This window comes from Lactobacillus hominis DSM 23910 = CRBIP 24.179, assembly GCF_000296835.1.
Lineage (GTDB): Bacteria > Bacillota > Bacilli > Lactobacillales > Lactobacillaceae > Lactobacillus > Lactobacillus hominis.
Map to the genome: position 1 here is coordinate 12,474 of NZ_CAKE01000028.1, position 15,131 is coordinate 27,604.

Genomic DNA, 15,131 nt, shown 5'->3' on the forward strand with positions numbered 1-15,131 from the left:
TAAATATATCTTTTAATCTAAGAAATCTTTCAACTGGTTAGAACGACTTGGATGACGTAATTTACGCAAGGCTTTTGCTTCAATCTGACGAATACGTTCACGAGTAACGCCAAATACCTTACCAACTTCTTCCAAAGTACGAGTTCTTCCGTCATCAAGACCAAAACGAAGTCTTAAGACGTTTTCTTCACGATCAGTTAAAGTATCAAGAACTTGTTCCAATTGTTCTTTAAGCAATTCATAAGAAGCATGTTGTTCAGGACTAGTAGCATCCTTATCTTCAATGAAATCACCTAAATGTGAGTCATCTTCTTCACCAATTGGAGTTTCCAATGAAACTGGTTCTTGAGCAATCTTTAAGATATCACGTACTTTATCGGTTGGCATATCCATTTCAGCGCCAATTTCTTCAGGAGTTGGTTCACGACCAAGATCTTGTAATAATTGACGTTGAATTCTGATTAACTTGTTAATAGTTTCAACCATGTGAACTGGGATTCTGATAGTTCTAGCTTGATCGGCAATGGCACGGGTAATAGCCTGTCTAATCCACCAAGTTGCATAAGTTGAAAACTTGAATCCAAGACGATAATCGAACTTATCTACGGCTTTCATAAGTCCCATATTACCTTCTTGAATTAAATCAAGAAATGACATGCCACGTCCGACATATCTCTTAGCAATAGAAACAACCAATCTTAAGTTAGCTTCAGCTAATTCTTGTTTAGCTTCTTCATCGCCATCTTCAATTCTTTTAGCTAAAGCAATTTCTTGATCAGCATCTAATAATGATACACGTCCAATTTCCTTCAAATACATTCTAACTGGGTCATTCATTCTAACGCTTGAAGGAGCAGACATGTCTTTTAATTCTGCTTTTTCAACATCTTTTTGCTTTTTTAAGGCAAGCTTAGAAGGTTCGCCTTTTTCATCAACAATTGAAATTCCATTATCTTCGAACTCTTGAACCAATTGATCAACTGCTTTACCTTCCAAGTGATAAGGCTTAATTAAGCGAGCAGTAAAATCAGTATCAGTAATTGATTTACTCTTTTTAACTTCCTTGACCACTTGCTTCACCATTTTATCTAGTGACAAGTTTGTTTCTTCAGTAGAAACATCTTTTTTAGTGGTAGTGTTTTTTTCTGCCATGTAATAAAGCCTCCTCTAATATTTTTGTCTTTTCAAATCTATAATCTTTTGAGTAATTTGCAACATATCTTGCTCATCATTTCGCATCTGTGCTTCTTGCAAACTATCAAGTAATTGATGCAATTGCTCATCAATTTTAGAATTTGCCAAGGCTTGAAGCTGATCATCCAACTCTTGTTTGGAATAATCTTCTGGCATTTCAGCCATCTCCATACTTACAATTATACCTTGAAATTGTTCAGGAACAAAATCTATAAATCCTTGTACAGTTGGGGTAGATGTTTGATCTAAATATTTTAACCACAACTCTGCTAAATTTGCGTATGCTGAATCTGGGAATAAGAAGTTTTTATCTAATAAGTAATTGCGAGCTTCTTCACTATGAATAAATAGATATAGCAACCTGCGTAATGCCGGATTTTCAGCTGTTTCAACTACTTCTTGACCATTGATTGCCTGCGAAGGCTCATTATTTTCAAAATCTGTTGGAGCAACAACTGGTTGCATTTGTCTTTGATGATTTCGAGCGCGATTTAATTTTCGTCTTGCTCTGAGTACCGAAACTTTCAAAGATTCAATACTTACAGAGGTTTGTTTTGCAATCTTGCCTAAATAAAGATCTTCAGCAACCGGATCATTTAATGGTGCAATCAATTGAACTGCTTCATCAATAAAGCTTAATTTTTCTCGATCATTGTGCAAATTAAACTTTAAAGCCAATCTATTTAATAGAAAGTCAATTGGAGTTAAAGCTGCTTTGACTTGTCCTTGATACTTTTGAGCACCGTATTTTTTAACGTATTCATCCGGATCAAGATTCTCTGGTAAAACTACTATTCCTAAATTAAAACCGTTAGCTTTTTGAAACATACCACAAGCTCGTTCTGCTGCATGAATACCAGGAGGATCCCCATCGTAATTTATAATTACATTAGGCGTAATTCTCTTTAAGATATAAACTTGTTCATCAGTTAAACTTGTTCCCATCGAAGCTACCCCCGACTTAATCCCAGCCTTATAAGCAGCAATTACGTCCATATAGCCTTCGTATAATATCAAGTGTCCTTCTGAGCGCGCAGCTTTTTTTGCTTCAGATAAGTGAAATAACAGCTTAGACTTTGTGAAAATTTCAGTTTCTGGGCTGTTCATATACTTAGCAATTTCAGAGTTATTAGAAATTCTTCTTCCTGAAAAAGCAATAGTTCGTCCTACTTCATCACTTAATGGGAACATCAAACGATCACGGAAACGATCATATAACTTTCCTTCTTTTGACTCCACAAAAAGGCCACTTCTTCTTAAAAGATCATCTTCATATCCTTTTTGCTTAAGAAAAGTTAATAGAATTCCATCATTATCTGGTGCGTATCCTATTTTAAAGTGTTCCAGTAAATCTTCATCAAGCTCACGATCATGGGCATACTTTAAAGCATTTTCACCGGTTTTCGTAGTTAATAAAATATGCTGGTAAAATTCAGTAGCATCCTGGTACATTTTCTTCAATGGACTAAGGGGCTCGGTTTTACCGCCAACTCCTTCGGGGATCTTAATATGTGCCATATCTGCAACTGCTTTTACACTTTCAGGAAAAGTTAGATTCTCCTGATACATCATAAATTTAAAAACGTTACCACCTTTGCCGCACCCAAAACATTTAAAAAATTGTTTAGCTTCATTGACAGTAAAAGATGGAGTTTTTTCTTGGTGAAAAGGACATAAGCCAGTATAATCCTTTCCCTTTTTAGTTAAAGTAACATACTGGCTAATTACATCTACAATATTGACAGAGTTACGTACTTCATTGATAAACTCGTCAGGAATACGACCTGCCATCTAAATGCTCCTTTGATTATTTAATAACTAATTGGCTCAAATCACCCATACGATCAGCTAATTCATTAACTTTTGCTAATTGAGCTAAACGATTGTTTTTAACATTTTCGTCCTTAGCTAAAATCATATTAGTTTCAAAGTAGTTATCAATTACTGGCTGTAATTCAACAAATCCTTTGTATAGATCACTAATAGCTAAATCTTCTTGATCTTGCAATTCATTTACGCCAGCAAACAATTCTGCTTCGCTTTGTGAATCAAACAAGCTATCATCCACTTCGTTATTAGTTTTAAATTTAGCTTTCTTCAAAATGTTAGTAATACGAGTCAAACTTTCAACAACTGGCTTAAAGTCCGCATCGTCGTGGTGAGTTTGCAAAGTCTTAGCTGCAGCTAGCATTTGAATTGGATCTTGTTGGCTTGAAGCTAAAACAGCATCGATTACATCATATTTGTAATCGCTAACTTGTAAGTATTGCTTTACACGATCACGGATGAAGTCAGAAATCTCATTTTCTTCACTGCGGTCTTTTGGTAGTTTTGCACTAGTTTCGCCATTTAAGATCTCAATGATTTGTGGCAATATTTCTTTGATAGATAATGACCAATCTTCGTTAAGAAGAATTCTAACAATACCGTAAGCACTTCTTCTCAATGCGTATGGGTCATTTGATGATGATGGTACCATTCCAGCAGCAAAGAAAGTAATAATTGTATCAAGCTTATCAGCAATTGATAAAAGCGAACCTACAGTAGTTGCTGGCAAATCACCTTCAGCACTAGTTGGCATATAACTTTCTTTAATTGCAGCGCTAACTGCTTCATCTTCACCAGCTAATCTTGCATAGTGCATACCCATAATTCCTTGAAGTTCTGCAAATTCACCAACCATTGCAGTAACTAAGTCAAATTTATAGATATCTGCGGCGCGTTCAAAGTCCGCAACCTCTTGATCGCTTAAGTTAAGCTTTTTAGCAATAAAGTTACCAATCAACTTAACTCTCGCCATATGTTCAGAAACTGAACCAATCTTATCATGGAATGAAACATCTTTTAACTTATCTACAAAGTGTGATAATGGATATTTCTTATCTTCATCATAGAAGAATTGGGCATCATCCAAACGGGCAACAAGAACTTTTTCATTACCTGAAACGACATTATCCAAATATTCACTATTTCCGTTTCTGACAGAAATAAAGTGGTTAATTAAGTTACCATTTTCATCGTAAACTTCAAAGTATCTTTGATTATCCTTCATTGAAGTAATTAAAACTTCATCAGGAATATTCAAGTACTTCTTGTCAAAGCTTCCAGCAAAGACAGTTGGATATTCAACTAAGTTGGTAACTTCTTCTAGCAATCCCTTATCTAAATTAATCTTCCAGTTATTTTGAGCTGCTAATTCTTGGATTTGATTAATAATCATTCCCTTTCTTTCATCAGCATCTGCAATAACATATTGACTCTTTAAGGCTTCTTCATAGTCATCCGCGTTAGCTAAAACAATAGAATCACCTAAGAAGCGATGTCCTTGAGTTTTACGGCCTGCAGTAACATCAAGTAATTTAACTGGAATTACTTCACTACCAAAAAGTGAAACCATCCAGTGAATTGGACGAACGAATTCAAAATCATAGCTACCCCACCGCATTTTAGTTGGGAAAGTCATAGCTTTAACAATTTCACTCATGTTCATCAAAATATCAGAAGATTTTTTACCTTCTTTTTGGACGTGAACATAAGCATATTCAGTACCTTTAAGCTCTTCAAAGTAAATATCATCTATGCTCATACCTTGACCGCGGACGAAACCTTGAGCAGCTTTGCTCCAATTGCCATCTTTATCAAGAGCAATCTTTTTAGCAGGACCTTTTTTAACTTCATCAATATCGTCTTGCTTTTCGGCTAAATCTTTAACCAAAATAGTTAAACGACGTGGAGTAGAGAAAGTCTTAATATCGCTAAAAGAAAGACCATTTTCTTTTAAAAACTTCTTAGTTCTGTCAGCCAGTTGCTTTACGCTACGTGAAACAACATGTGCTGGCATTTCTTCAGTACCAATTTCAAATAAGTAATCTTTAGTCATTTTCGTGCCCAGCTTTCTCTTGATCTTCTTGGTGCTTCAATAATGGGAAGCCACGTTTTTCGCGTTCTTCAACAAATCCTTTAGCTGCAAGATGAGCCAAGTTTCTAATTCTTGATAAGTATCCAGCTCTTTCAGTTACTGAAACAGCTCCACGTGCATCAAGTAAGTTGAAAGTATGGCTACATTTCAAGATATAATCGTATGCCGGATGAATAAGATTTTGACTCAAAAGACGCTTAGCAGTTGCTTCGTAAATATCAAAGAATTTAAGCAATTGTTCTTGATCACTTTCTTCAAAGGCATATTTTGAATGTTCATATTCAGGTTGCTTGAAGATATCACGATATAAGACGCCTTCGCCCCATTCAAGATCGAATACAGAGTTAACTTCTTGAATGTAAGATGCAAGTCTTTCAACACCGTAAGTAATTTCACTCATTGTTGGTTTAACGTCTAGTTCACCCACAACTTGGAAATAAGTAAATTGAGAAACTTCCATTCCATCAAGCCAAACTTCCCAACCAACACCGGCACATCCCATAGATGGGTTTGCCCAGTTATCTTCAACAAAACGGATATCATGTTCTAATGGCTCAATACCTAAAACACGTAAACTATCTAAATAGTATTGTTGAATGTCTTCTGGAGCTGGCTTAATTACAACTTGGAATTGATGGTGTTGATACAAACGATTAGGATTATCACCATAACGACCATCAGCTGGACGTCTTGAAGGTTCTACATAACAAGCTGCCCATGGTTCAGGTCCTACAGCGCGCAAAAAAGTATACGGACTCATAGTTCCTGCACCCTTTTGTTCATCATATGAAGGCATGATCATACAACCTTTAGAAGCCCAGAATTGTTCTAATTTAAAAATCATATCCTGGATACTCAGTTTTTCTGACATAGTTTTCTCTCCTCGCTTCATAGGCCATAAAAAAAGCCTATGCAAAAGTTGCATAGGGACGATTTGTTTCGCGGTTCCACCCTAATTCAGGAAGTATTCTTCCTGCTCTTAATTACGATCTTTTGACTAAAAGGTGCCTTTTCCTAGATGCACTTTCACCGTTCTGCACTCGCTAAACTAGTACTTTCTTTTTCCTTTTTATTTGTCAAAATACGTAGTTAATTTTACCATTTTTTGATAAAAAATTCTACTCTAAAAGAGCTTAAGTTCATCAAGAAATTTCTTACTTTTTAAATTTAAATCTAAATATCTGGTGTACATACGATCAATAACTTTTTTGGAACTATTTTTCAAAGTCGGATTAATATTTATCTTACCCAAGCGATCGATGTCAATCAAAGCCAAAGTTCTAATTAAAGAAACAGTTTTAGGATTCAAATGCATTCGTTCTGGAACTTGATTAAAATGATCGCTGCAAACAATTCCGCCTTTTTCTAATGAAAAGTCAAAAATTCCTTGTGTTTTATGACATACCAAACAGCTGTCTAATTTCGGAGCTACCCCAAAATATTTCAGCATTTTTAATTCGATCATTTGCTTGATAATTTCCTCATCAAAACCAGAATTAATTTTTGTTAAGGCAGTAAAAACTAATCCATAAACATCGCTAATTTCTTGATACTCCTCAAAAGCATGATCAACTAGATCTAAGATATAGCTAGCATAAGCTTGCTTAGTAATGTCTAGATAAATCTTTTCAAATTGCTGAACGTTTTTAAATGTTCTTAGTCCGCTGATTCCTCTTAGCGAGGTATTAACTGTATAAATTCCGTAAGAAAAATTCAAAGTAGCTGCACCCAATTTAGACTTAGGACGTAAGGCTCCTCGAACATCTAAGGTAAAAATCCCATTTTCTTTAGTTAGAACTTTCGATAAAACATCGGCTTCTTTATATCTTTTTCTTTTAAAAATAATCCCATTAACATCAATTAATTCACGAGACATTAACGCAATTCCTTAGCATTGTAGCCAATTGATTTCAAAAAGGCAGGATCAGATCTCCAGTTCTTTTGCACTTTTACCCAGAGTCGAAGATTTACTTTTTCACCTAAAAGGTTTTCAATCTCTTTTCTAGCTGCAATTCCAATTTGTTTGAGCATTGAACCTCTTTTTCCGATGACAATACCCTTTTGACCATCACGTTCTACATAAATTGTTGCTTCAATTTGCAATTTACCATTTTCATGATCTCTCATTCTGTCAACTACAACAGCAGTTGCATGAGGCACTTCTTCATGAGTCAAACGTAGAACTTGTTCTCTGATTAATTCAGCAACAATAAAGTATTCTGGACGGTCAGTGATTTGATCAGCATCATAAAATTGAGGGCCAACTGGTAAATACTTAGTGATTGTCTTAATCAATTCATCAACATTATTTCCTTGGCTAGCAGAAATTGGCACAATTTCAGTAAAATCACCTAATTCTTTATAAGAATCAATAATTTCTAATAATTTATCTGGATGTATTGTATCTATTTTATTGATTACTAAAAATACTGGCTTTTTAATTTTCTTCAAAAGATCAGCAATGTAATGATCGCCTTTACCTGCTTTTTCTGGTTCAACCATAAATAAAACAACATCTACTTCATCTAAAGCAGAATAGCTAGACTTGTCCATAAAATCGTCTAACTTATTTTTTGGCTTGTGAATACCAGGAGTATCAATAAAGACAATTTGTTCATGATCATCGGTATAAACACCAGAAATCTTGTTTCTAGTTGTTTGCGGTTGAGGCGACATAATAGCAACTTTTTGACCTACTAAATAATTCAATAAAGTAGATTTACCTACATTGGGACGACCAATTAAAGCAACAAAGCCAGATTTAAATTCTTCAGTCATTTTATTTACTCTTTCTATCTATTGAAAACAAAATACCGTATTACAAGAAAATACGGTACTTAAAAATTTAATGAATTTGTTTGCCGTGAGTTTCTTGATTTGGGTGAAGTGGCAACCCATATTCGCGTAAAACTTTACCTTGAATGGCAAACATTTCTTTAGCTTCCGAATCTTCAATATGGTCATAACCATTTAAATGAAGATAGCCATGAACTAACGTATAGCCAAATTCACGATTAAATCCTGTTTCATAATCAACGGCTTGTTTTTTAACAACTTCAATACAAATAAACAAATCACCAATATCTTCGATAAAGTCGGGATCATCAAGAAATTGTGCCATTAAATCGCTATCTTCGCCATCTTCAATCGCAAATGAAATTACATCAGTTGGACGATCTTTACCACGATATTTTTTATTAATTTCATGAATACGGTCGCTAGAAACAAAATTTATACTAATTTCTTGTTGATTATCTTTATTAATAGCCTTCTTAGCGGATAAAAGTAAATCTAAGATCCATTTTTGCCAATCGCAACTTTTATCTTTTAAAAATCCAATTTCATCATTAAAAGAAATTTCTAAATCTTCCACTAATGTCCCTCTTCTTCATAAGCTCTAACGATCTTAGCGACAACTGGGTGACGCACAACATCATTAAAAGTAAAGTTTACAAATTTAATTTGATCAATATTAGCTAAAATATGCTCAGCTTGCAATAAGCCACTCTTAGCTTTACCAGGTAGATCAATTTGCGTTTGATCTCCATTAACAACCATTTTTGAATTAAAACCTAAACGAGTTAAAAACATCTTCATTTGTGCTTGAGTTGTATTTTGAGCTTCATCCAAAATTACAAAAGCATCATCTAGAGTTCGACCACGCATATATGCTAAAGGAGCTACTTCAATTAATCCGCGTTCCATTAAACGGTTAGTCGCATCAATTCCTAAAATAGCATACAAAGAATCATAAATTGGTCTTAAATATGGATCAACTTTTTCTTTCAGATCTCCTGGTAAAAATCCTAAAGATTCTCCTGCTTCAACTGCCGGACGGGTCAAAATAATTCTTGAAACTTCACCTTTTTTAAAAGCCGCAATTGCCATAACCACTGCTAAGAATGTTTTACCAGTACCAGCAGGTCCAATTCCAAAGACGACGTCATTTTTCTTAATTGCTTCAATGTAGCGCTTTTGCCCCATATTTTTAACACGAATTGGACGGCCTTTGGCATCCCTAATCAAGATCTTATTATAAAATTCACCAAAGAACTCAAGCGTTCCTTTATCAGCCATTTTAACGGCACTTACAACGTCTGTAGCTGTAATAGAAATTCCCTTAGTCACTACTTTATCAAGGGCAGTTAAAACATCAAGAGCCTTTTTCACAGCATCTTTAGGGCCGTTAACTTCAATCTCGCTACCAGTATCAGTAACTTTTAAATCGTATGATTCTTCTAATAATTTTAAATTTGCATCGTTAATTCCGACTAAGTTCATAATATTTTCTGGCTTAGTTGGAGTAAAAACGGCTTCAACAGATTCTTCCAAACAGAACCTCCATTAATAACTAATTGAGCTTTTTGCCTACAATACTTGAAGCAGCTTTACCATCAGCTCTACCTTTAATTTTAGGCATTAAAGCTTGCATAACTTTTCCAAAATCTTTCTTCGAACTTGCACCAACTTGTGCAATAGTTTCTTCGACTGTTTTTTCTAATTCTTCACTAGTCATTTGCTTTGGCATGTACTTTTCAATGATTTCGATTTCTTTATTTGTTTGAGCAATCAAATCATCTCTCTTTGCTTTAGTGAATTCTTCTAAAGATTCTTTTCTTTGCTTTAAAGCACTTGAAAGAACGCTCAAATCATCTTCATCAGTTAAATCGTGTCCAGCCTTAATCTTGTAATTCATTAAAGCAGCTTTCAAAGAACGAACAACTGTTAAAGTTTCTTTGTCCTTTTCTTTCATAGCTTTTTTCATATCTTGCATCAAAGTATCGTTTAATGACATCTTTTAATAATTCCTTTCTCTTACTATTCTATTACATTGTACAATTTTTATATAATAAAAAAAGCTCTGGTTAGATTAAATCTACCAGAGCAATTTTTATTAATAATGTCTACGCTTACGTGCAGCTTCTGATTTTAACTTTCTGCGAACACTAGGTTTTTCGTAGAATTCACGTTTACGGTATTCTTGTAAAGTACCACTTCTAGAAACGGAACGTTTGAAACGACGAAGAGCATCATCAATAGACTCGTTTTCGTGAACGATTGTCTTAGCCATAGTGAGATCCCTCCTTCCATTTCTTGGCACAGTCGTGCCACAACAATATAGTCTAATTATAGCTAACCTAAAAAAGCTGGTCAATAGTCCATGTCACTTTTCTTGAAGAAATATTATATAATTAGAGTAAATAATTCATGAGGTGAAAATATGACTGATCAAGAAAAGACTTACAAACAGACTGTTAATCTAGTTATTATTTCTGACGCTGTAGGCGATACTGCATTCAACATGGTGCAAGCCGGAGCTGTTCAATATCCAGAAGTAAACTTTAATTATCGTCGCTATCCTTTTATTACTAATAAAGAAAAACTTGAAAAAGTTTTTGATGAAATTAAAGATTTGGACAACTTAATGATTGCATTTACTTTAGTTACTGAAGAGCAACAATTAGCAGTAATTAAGTTTTCTCGTGAACATGACATTAAATATGTTGACTTGCTTTCTGGAGTTATTGATAATATTCACGCAATTACCGGAGTTGATCCGAAACATGAAATCGGTGCTGTACACCAAATGGGTCAAAACTACTTTGACCGAATTTCTGCTATGGAATTTGCAGTTATGTACGATGACGGTAAAGATCCCAAGGGATTTTTAGAAGCCGACGTAGTTTTACTCGGTGTATCAAGAACTTCTAAGACCCCTCTTTCACTATTTTTAGCAAACAAAAACTTAAAAGTAGCTAACTTACCACTTGTACCACAAACTCATATTCCAGAAGAAATTTACAAAGTTGATCCGAAAAAGATTATCGGTTTAACCAATGATCCATCAGTATTAAATGAGATCAGAAGACAAAGAATGATTTCTTACGGATTAAATCCAGATACTACTTACTCCAACATGGACTCAATTAATAAAGAATTAGCATCAGCCCAAAAGCTTTACGACAAGCTAGGCTGTTACGTAATCAATGTTGCCCACCGCTCTATTGAAGAAACTGCAGCATTAATTTTAGAACACTTAGGAATCGATGATTACGCTAAATAAATTATAAATAATACAATATTAAAAGGATGAGATTCAGTTTTTGGCTGATCTCATCCTTTTTTGAATTCTATTAAAAACTAAACTGGTTTTCTTTCCTTGAAACGTCCATAGACTTTATTAACTTCGCTAACGCTCATAAATGCATATGGATCATTGTTCAAAACAATATTATAAATATCATACATGTCGTAACGGTCAATTACTGTAAGTAACACAGTTTTTTCAGTATGACTATAAGCACCTTCAGCATCGTGCAAAATAGTAATTCCCCGGTGCATCGTTCGCTGAATACCTTCGATAATATGTTTTGGATGCTCTGTAACAATAATAACCTGCATTTTTTGGTGCTGCGTATAAACTGCATCAATTACTCGTCCATTGACAAAAATATTAAGTGCCGTATATAAAGCTCGTGACCAACCAAAAACAAATCCAGCACAGATAACGATAATTAAGTTAAAGAAAATATTGATTTGACCGAAGCTTTTACCAGTTTTTTTTCTTAAAATAATCCCTAATACATCAAGTCCGCCAGTTGAAATACCAGACTTTAAAGCAATCCCTGTGCCTACGCCGTTAACAACGCCACCAAATAGTGCACAAATGATTGGATCATAGCTCATTTTAATTGGCGCAATTACCTTCATCATAATTGAACCTAACAAGACGGCAATTAAAGTAAAGAAAGTAAACTTATGACCAATTTTAAACCATCCCAAAATAAATAAAGGAATATTCAAAACAAAATACATGACCGATGTCGTTAATGTAAACGGAAGATAGCGCGACGATACTGATTGCAAAATCTGCGCGAAACCAGTTATACCAGAAGCGTAAATCTTACCAGGCTCCCAGAAGAAGTTCAAAGCAACCGCAACTGCTAAAGCATAAAAGAATGCCGCTGAAATTTTTGATATTAAATTATGCCGGCGAGCAAGGATCTCAAGTTTTCCCATTCTTATTCCTCTTAAAAGTTTAATACTCTTAGTGTAAAGAAAATAATTATTTTATCAAGTCTTATTTTGACCAATGTTTCTTGATAAATTGCTCCCGGCCACCCATTTCTTCTAATTCATAGCGAGCTGGATTTTTCTTATAAAAGGCTTGATGATAATCTTCAGCCGGATAAAAAGGCTGAGCTTTTTCAATGCGCGTAACAATAGGTTGATCAAATTTGCCAGAATTTTCTAAATCCGCTTTAGATTTTTCGGCAATTTCTTTTTGGTTAGGCGAATTATAATAAATCACTGGCTGATATTGGCTTCCGCGATCTTGAAATTGTCCCATGGCATCTGTTGGATCGGTTACTTGCCAATAAATGTTTAGCAGCTTTTCATAAGACATTACTTTTGGATCAAAAGTAATCTTGACTACTTCCGTGTGTCCTGTTTCACCAGTACAGACTTGCTCATATGTAGGGTTTGCTACTTTGCCACCAGTGTAACCAGAAACCACACTTTTGATCCCGGGCATTTTGTCGAATGGCTCAACCATACACCAGAAACAACCGCCAGCAAAGATAGCTGTGTCATACTGCAACTTTTCATTGTTATCAAGGGATTTAACGTCTTTCATTTTATTAGCACTTCTTTCTAAATTCGAATAATTATGGATTATTTTCACTATATTTCCACTATTTATTCACTATCAGTGAAAATCGCTCTATCTGTTTCAATATTAACGATTGTTAATAATTTAAACAACTATTTTAATCTTTTTCTTCCTATTTATTAGATACATACAAACAAAAAAAGCCACTCCAGAGAATTAACTCCAGAGTGGGTCTTTTAACCTTTCTATAAAACAATGGTCGCCTTATCGCCATCTACAAATTTACCTGATTGTTCGTTGCCAATTAGCAAGTACTTGCCTGATCTACCTAGTACGTGCCAAGTAGATCCTTTTTCAAGATGCTTGACACCAGTGTCAGGTTTAGCATTATTTTGAGTCCACGCATTATCTGCAGTTATTTGAGCAATGCCCTTGCCATATGGATTAACTGCTAGTGGGTTAATCTTAGTCAATCCATCAGCTTGATTAAACCATTGATTAGTACCAGCACATACCGCACCGTCTTTAGCACGGTTAATCTTAAATGTAGCGCCGTTGGGGCGATGCCCTACTACCTTTTTAAGGGATGCGTCTTCATATAAGTCTGCACCGTTGGGACGATTAATTTTAAACTGTCCTAGTTCATTATACTTAACTTGTGGATGCCAATTCAATTCGTCATCTACCTCCTCACTCTTAACTTTAGAAAAATCCATTAAAGCAATATTTCCATCTACACCTTGGTTGCACCAATTATCAGTAAACTGCCAAATGGCTACTCCGTCCATTGATGGAAAACAGCTGAAATCAGGTTGCGATACAGCCGTGCCGTTGCCTAACGGATAAGCTGCTACCCACAGTGAGTCAGGAAACTCTTTCAAAATTAAGGACGTATTTACCCGATTTTTTAGATTATAAGCTCCCGAGTAAAGCATTGGTCTATATCCGGCTTTTTGGATCATACGCATAGACACTAAGATAGCTTGTGTATTAGCTGAAACAGGTCCTGTCACTTCATTGCCATCTCCTACTTCCCAGTCGGTAGCTAGAATAGATCCAGCTGGCAAACCTAAAGCCTTAGCTTGATAAATGGCAAGTTCAGCATTAAGTTGTGCCAAATAACTATTATCAGAGAACACAGCAAAGAAATATCCATGTGGCGTCTGTCCGCTTGCAATAGCGCTAGCAATCTGCTGTTTTGCGCTAGGATTGCGGTAAGTGGTGCCTTCGGTCAATTTAACTATGACAAACTTAGAACCGAATCTGGCGTAATTATTTACGTTTGGTGGATTGTTGCTTGATACGTCCGCTCCGAACTGTCTTACCATTTTTACGCTCCTTTCTAAAGGAATCAAAAATATATTGATTATAAGTGTAGGTCATCTAAGACGTCCTCACTTTCATTTTTTTCTACTGGTTGGGTAACCGGTGTAGAAACTGATGGCTTAGCCTCCTGCCCTTTAGGTTCTGGTTTTGAAGCCACAATAGGAGCGGTAACCTTAGGAACTTCAATTTTTTCAACTGGCTTAGCATCAGCTGTGCTTGAATCCTTAACTACTTCATCATAAGCGTGTTGCACAAAATTTCTTACAGTTGCTTCATCAATGGTCAATTGAGGATACAAAACCTTGATCTGCTTATAAACTTCATCTGTAGCGTCATTTAGCTTGGTAGCTCCATCTTTATCATCAATGGATGCTTGATAGTTAGAAGCTCTTAAAGCTAGCGTGCCGACAAAATCAAAGACGTCGGCCATTTTAGGATGCTTGATTCTTAGCTTTTCAATCTTTGTTTTTGAGTGCAAATAAAAAGCACCTGTAGCTGTCATTAGAATAATTACAAATGCCCAAATAGTATTAATCGTTAAGTCCGTTTGATTCATGACTTACACCGTCTTTCTTGATATCGCCATGTTGCAAATAGCTTGCAATTTCAACAACATCATTCTTAATGTCTTCTGGTACTTGGTCAATTTCAATCTTATGGTCTTGGAATAAAACTACGTAATCCATAACGCGTGTGTTAATGTTTTTCATTTTTCAATAATTCCTTTCGTAAAACTTCATTCTCTTCTTGAAGATGCTTAACCTGATTCTTGTAATCATCACGTTCACTCTTAAGTTCTTGGATAATATCTTGGAAAGTATCTCGCTTGTTTTTGTAGTATGCGTTATAAGCTGTTATCAGTACGCCAAGCAAAGTACTTGCTGCACCAATAATTAAATCTAAATGCAAGCGAAACACCTCCTACCGGTCGTGAGCTACATGCAAAATCAATAAAAATAGGACTATATCTCCAATGACGGTATGCCCCATTCTGAATTCTGATGTAAACAAGATATGTCCTAACTGTAAACCAGCTAGTCCTAATACAATTCCTCCACAAATTACTAGCAATGTTCG

At 35.3% G+C, this 15,131-nt stretch carries 17 protein-coding genes; 1 reads left to right on the forward strand and 16 read right to left on the reverse strand.

The genetic code is table 11. The annotated features are described in order from the left end of the window. Nucleotides 1-12: 12 nt before the first annotated feature. The 10 genes from rpoD to rpsU all read right to left on the reverse strand — a co-directional run bounded on the left by rpoD (nucleotide 13) and on the right by rpsU (nucleotide 10,184). Nucleotides 13-1,152, reverse strand: coding sequence for an RNA polymerase sigma factor RpoD (rpoD, locus tag BN55_RS08440; RefSeq protein WP_008471704.1), 1,140 nt, complete (start codon nucleotides 1,150-1,152; stop codon nucleotides 13-15). A 15-nt stretch (nucleotides 1,153-1,167) separates the two neighbouring features. Then, complete coding sequence (gene dnaG, locus BN55_RS08445; protein ID WP_008471705.1) at nucleotides 1,168-2,985, reverse strand: DNA primase; 1,818 nt, start codon at nucleotides 2,983-2,985, stop codon at nucleotides 1,168-1,170. A gap of 16 nt (nucleotides 2,986-3,001) precedes the next feature. Continuing rightward, entirely contained in the window at nucleotides 3,002-5,074 is a 2,073-nt protein-coding gene (gene glyS, locus BN55_RS08450) for a glycine--tRNA ligase subunit beta (protein ID WP_008471706.1), read from the reverse strand. Then, nucleotides 5,067-5,984 (reverse strand): glycine--tRNA ligase subunit alpha, encoded by a 918-nt coding sequence (glyQ, locus tag BN55_RS08455; protein ID WP_008471707.1) that lies wholly within the window; start codon nucleotides 5,982-5,984, stop codon nucleotides 5,067-5,069. The genes glyS and glyQ overlap by 8 nt, the downstream gene beginning before the upstream one ends. 252 nt (nucleotides 5,985-6,236) lie before the next feature. Next, nucleotides 6,237-6,989 (reverse strand): DNA repair protein RecO, encoded by a 753-nt coding sequence (gene recO, locus BN55_RS08460; RefSeq protein WP_008471708.1) that lies wholly within the window; start codon nucleotides 6,987-6,989, stop codon nucleotides 6,237-6,239. Continuing rightward, nucleotides 6,989-7,891: a GTPase Era gene (gene era, locus BN55_RS08465; RefSeq protein ID WP_008471709.1), complete on the reverse strand. Its 903-nt coding sequence runs from the start codon at nucleotides 7,889-7,891 to the stop codon at nucleotides 6,989-6,991. The genes recO and era overlap by 1 nt, the downstream gene beginning before the upstream one ends. A 67-nt stretch (nucleotides 7,892-7,958) precedes the next feature. Continuing rightward, nucleotides 7,959-8,486 (reverse strand): rRNA maturation RNase YbeY, encoded by a 528-nt coding sequence (ybeY, locus tag BN55_RS08470; protein WP_008471710.1) that lies wholly within the window; start codon nucleotides 8,484-8,486, stop codon nucleotides 7,959-7,961. Then, complete coding sequence (locus BN55_RS08475; protein ID WP_050999557.1) at nucleotides 8,486-9,394, reverse strand: PhoH family protein; 909 nt, start codon at nucleotides 9,392-9,394, stop codon at nucleotides 8,486-8,488. The genes ybeY and BN55_RS08475 overlap by 1 nt, the downstream gene beginning before the upstream one ends. A 70-nt stretch (nucleotides 9,395-9,464) precedes the next feature. After that, complete coding sequence (locus tag BN55_RS08480; protein WP_008471712.1) at nucleotides 9,465-9,908, reverse strand: GatB/YqeY domain-containing protein; 444 nt, start codon at nucleotides 9,906-9,908, stop codon at nucleotides 9,465-9,467. A gap of 99 nt (nucleotides 9,909-10,007) precedes the next feature. Beyond that, the gene (gene rpsU, locus BN55_RS08485; RefSeq protein WP_002880182.1) at nucleotides 10,008-10,184 is read right to left on the reverse strand and encodes a 30S ribosomal protein S21; all 177 of its coding nucleotides are present in this window, start codon (nucleotides 10,182-10,184) and stop codon (nucleotides 10,008-10,010) included. A gap of 150 nt (nucleotides 10,185-10,334) precedes the next feature. Here rpsU and BN55_RS08490 point away from each other — a divergent pair, with 150 nt between their 5' ends. Next, nucleotides 10,335-11,177, forward strand: a complete 843-nt coding sequence (locus BN55_RS08490; protein ID WP_008471714.1) for a pyruvate, water dikinase regulatory protein — start codon at nucleotides 10,335-10,337, stop codon at nucleotides 11,175-11,177. A gap of 77 nt (nucleotides 11,178-11,254) precedes the next feature. Here BN55_RS08490 and BN55_RS08495 read toward each other — a convergent pair whose 3' ends face one another. The 6 genes from BN55_RS08495 to BN55_RS08520 form a co-directional block, all read right to left on the reverse strand. After that, nucleotides 11,255-12,133: a YitT family protein gene (locus BN55_RS08495; protein ID WP_008471715.1), complete on the reverse strand. Its 879-nt coding sequence runs from the start codon at nucleotides 12,131-12,133 to the stop codon at nucleotides 11,255-11,257. Nucleotides 12,134-12,194: 61 nt separating this feature from the next. After that, nucleotides 12,195-12,752 carry a peptide-methionine (S)-S-oxide reductase MsrA gene (gene msrA / locus BN55_RS08500; RefSeq protein WP_008471716.1) on the reverse strand — a complete coding sequence of 186 codons (558 nt, stop codon included), beginning with the start codon at nucleotides 12,750-12,752 and terminating at the stop codon, nucleotides 12,195-12,197. Between the two features lie 221 nt (nucleotides 12,753-12,973). Further along, the gene (locus BN55_RS08505) at nucleotides 12,974-14,056 is read right to left on the reverse strand and encodes a GH25 family lysozyme (RefSeq protein ID WP_008471717.1); all 1,083 of its coding nucleotides are present in this window, start codon (nucleotides 14,054-14,056) and stop codon (nucleotides 12,974-12,976) included. Nucleotides 14,057-14,094: 38 nt separating this feature from the next. Beyond that, on the reverse strand, nucleotides 14,095-14,610 hold the full coding sequence (locus BN55_RS08510; RefSeq protein WP_008471718.1) for a hypothetical protein: 516 nt from the start codon (nucleotides 14,608-14,610) through the stop codon (nucleotides 14,095-14,097). Next, the gene (locus BN55_RS08515; protein ID WP_008471719.1) at nucleotides 14,585-14,764 is read right to left on the reverse strand and encodes a hypothetical protein; all 180 of its coding nucleotides are present in this window, start codon (nucleotides 14,762-14,764) and stop codon (nucleotides 14,585-14,587) included. The genes BN55_RS08510 and BN55_RS08515 overlap by 26 nt, the downstream gene beginning before the upstream one ends. Next, nucleotides 14,751-14,972: a hypothetical protein gene (locus BN55_RS08520; protein ID WP_008471721.1), complete on the reverse strand. Its 222-nt coding sequence runs from the start codon at nucleotides 14,970-14,972 to the stop codon at nucleotides 14,751-14,753. The genes BN55_RS08515 and BN55_RS08520 overlap by 14 nt, the downstream gene beginning before the upstream one ends. Nucleotides 14,973-15,131: the final 159 nt, after the last annotated feature.

Excerpts from the sequence above, each read along its gene's own strand:
- BN55_RS08495 (WP_008471715.1), bottom strand. The coding sequence starts at position 12,133 with ATGGGAAAACTTGAGATCCTTGCTCGCCGGCATAATTTAATATCAAAA.
- era (WP_008471709.1), bottom strand. The coding sequence starts at position 7,891 with ATGACTGAAGAATTTAAATCTGGCTTTGTTGCTTTAATTGGTCGTCCC.
- msrA (WP_008471716.1), bottom strand. The coding sequence starts at position 12,752 with ATGAAAGACGTTAAATCCCTTGATAACAATGAAAAGTTGCAGTATGAC.
- BN55_RS08515 (WP_008471719.1), bottom strand. The coding sequence starts at position 14,764 with ATGAAAAACATTAACACACGCGTTATGGATTACGTAGTTTTATTCCAA.
- BN55_RS08475 (WP_050999557.1), bottom strand. The coding sequence starts at position 9,394 with ATGAACTTAGTCGGAATTAACGATGCAAATTTAAAATTATTAGAAGAA.
- BN55_RS08480 (WP_008471712.1), bottom strand. The coding sequence starts at position 9,908 with ATGTCATTAAACGATACTTTGATGCAAGATATGAAAAAAGCTATGAAA.
- recO (WP_008471708.1), bottom strand. The coding sequence starts at position 6,989 with ATGTCTCGTGAATTAATTGATGTTAATGGGATTATTTTTAAAAGAAAA.
- glyS (WP_008471706.1), bottom strand. The coding sequence starts at position 5,074 with ATGACTAAAGATTACTTATTTGAAATTGGTACTGAAGAAATGCCAGCA.
- rpoD (WP_008471704.1), bottom strand. The coding sequence starts at position 1,152 with ATGGCAGAAAAAAACACTACCACTAAAAAAGATGTTTCTACTGAAGAA.
- rpsU (WP_002880182.1), bottom strand. The coding sequence starts at position 10,184 with ATGGCTAAGACAATCGTTCACGAAAACGAGTCTATTGATGATGCTCTT.
- BN55_RS08510 (WP_008471718.1), bottom strand. The coding sequence starts at position 14,610 with ATGAATCAAACGGACTTAACGATTAATACTATTTGGGCATTTGTAATT.
- glyQ (WP_008471707.1), bottom strand. The coding sequence starts at position 5,984 with ATGTCAGAAAAACTGAGTATCCAGGATATGATTTTTAAATTAGAACAA.
- dnaG (WP_008471705.1), bottom strand. The coding sequence starts at position 2,985 with ATGGCAGGTCGTATTCCTGACGAGTTTATCAATGAAGTACGTAACTCT.
- BN55_RS08490 (WP_008471714.1), top strand. The coding sequence starts at position 10,335 with ATGACTGATCAAGAAAAGACTTACAAACAGACTGTTAATCTAGTTATT.
- BN55_RS08505 (WP_008471717.1), bottom strand. The coding sequence starts at position 14,056 with ATGGTAAGACAGTTCGGAGCGGACGTATCAAGCAACAATCCACCAAAC.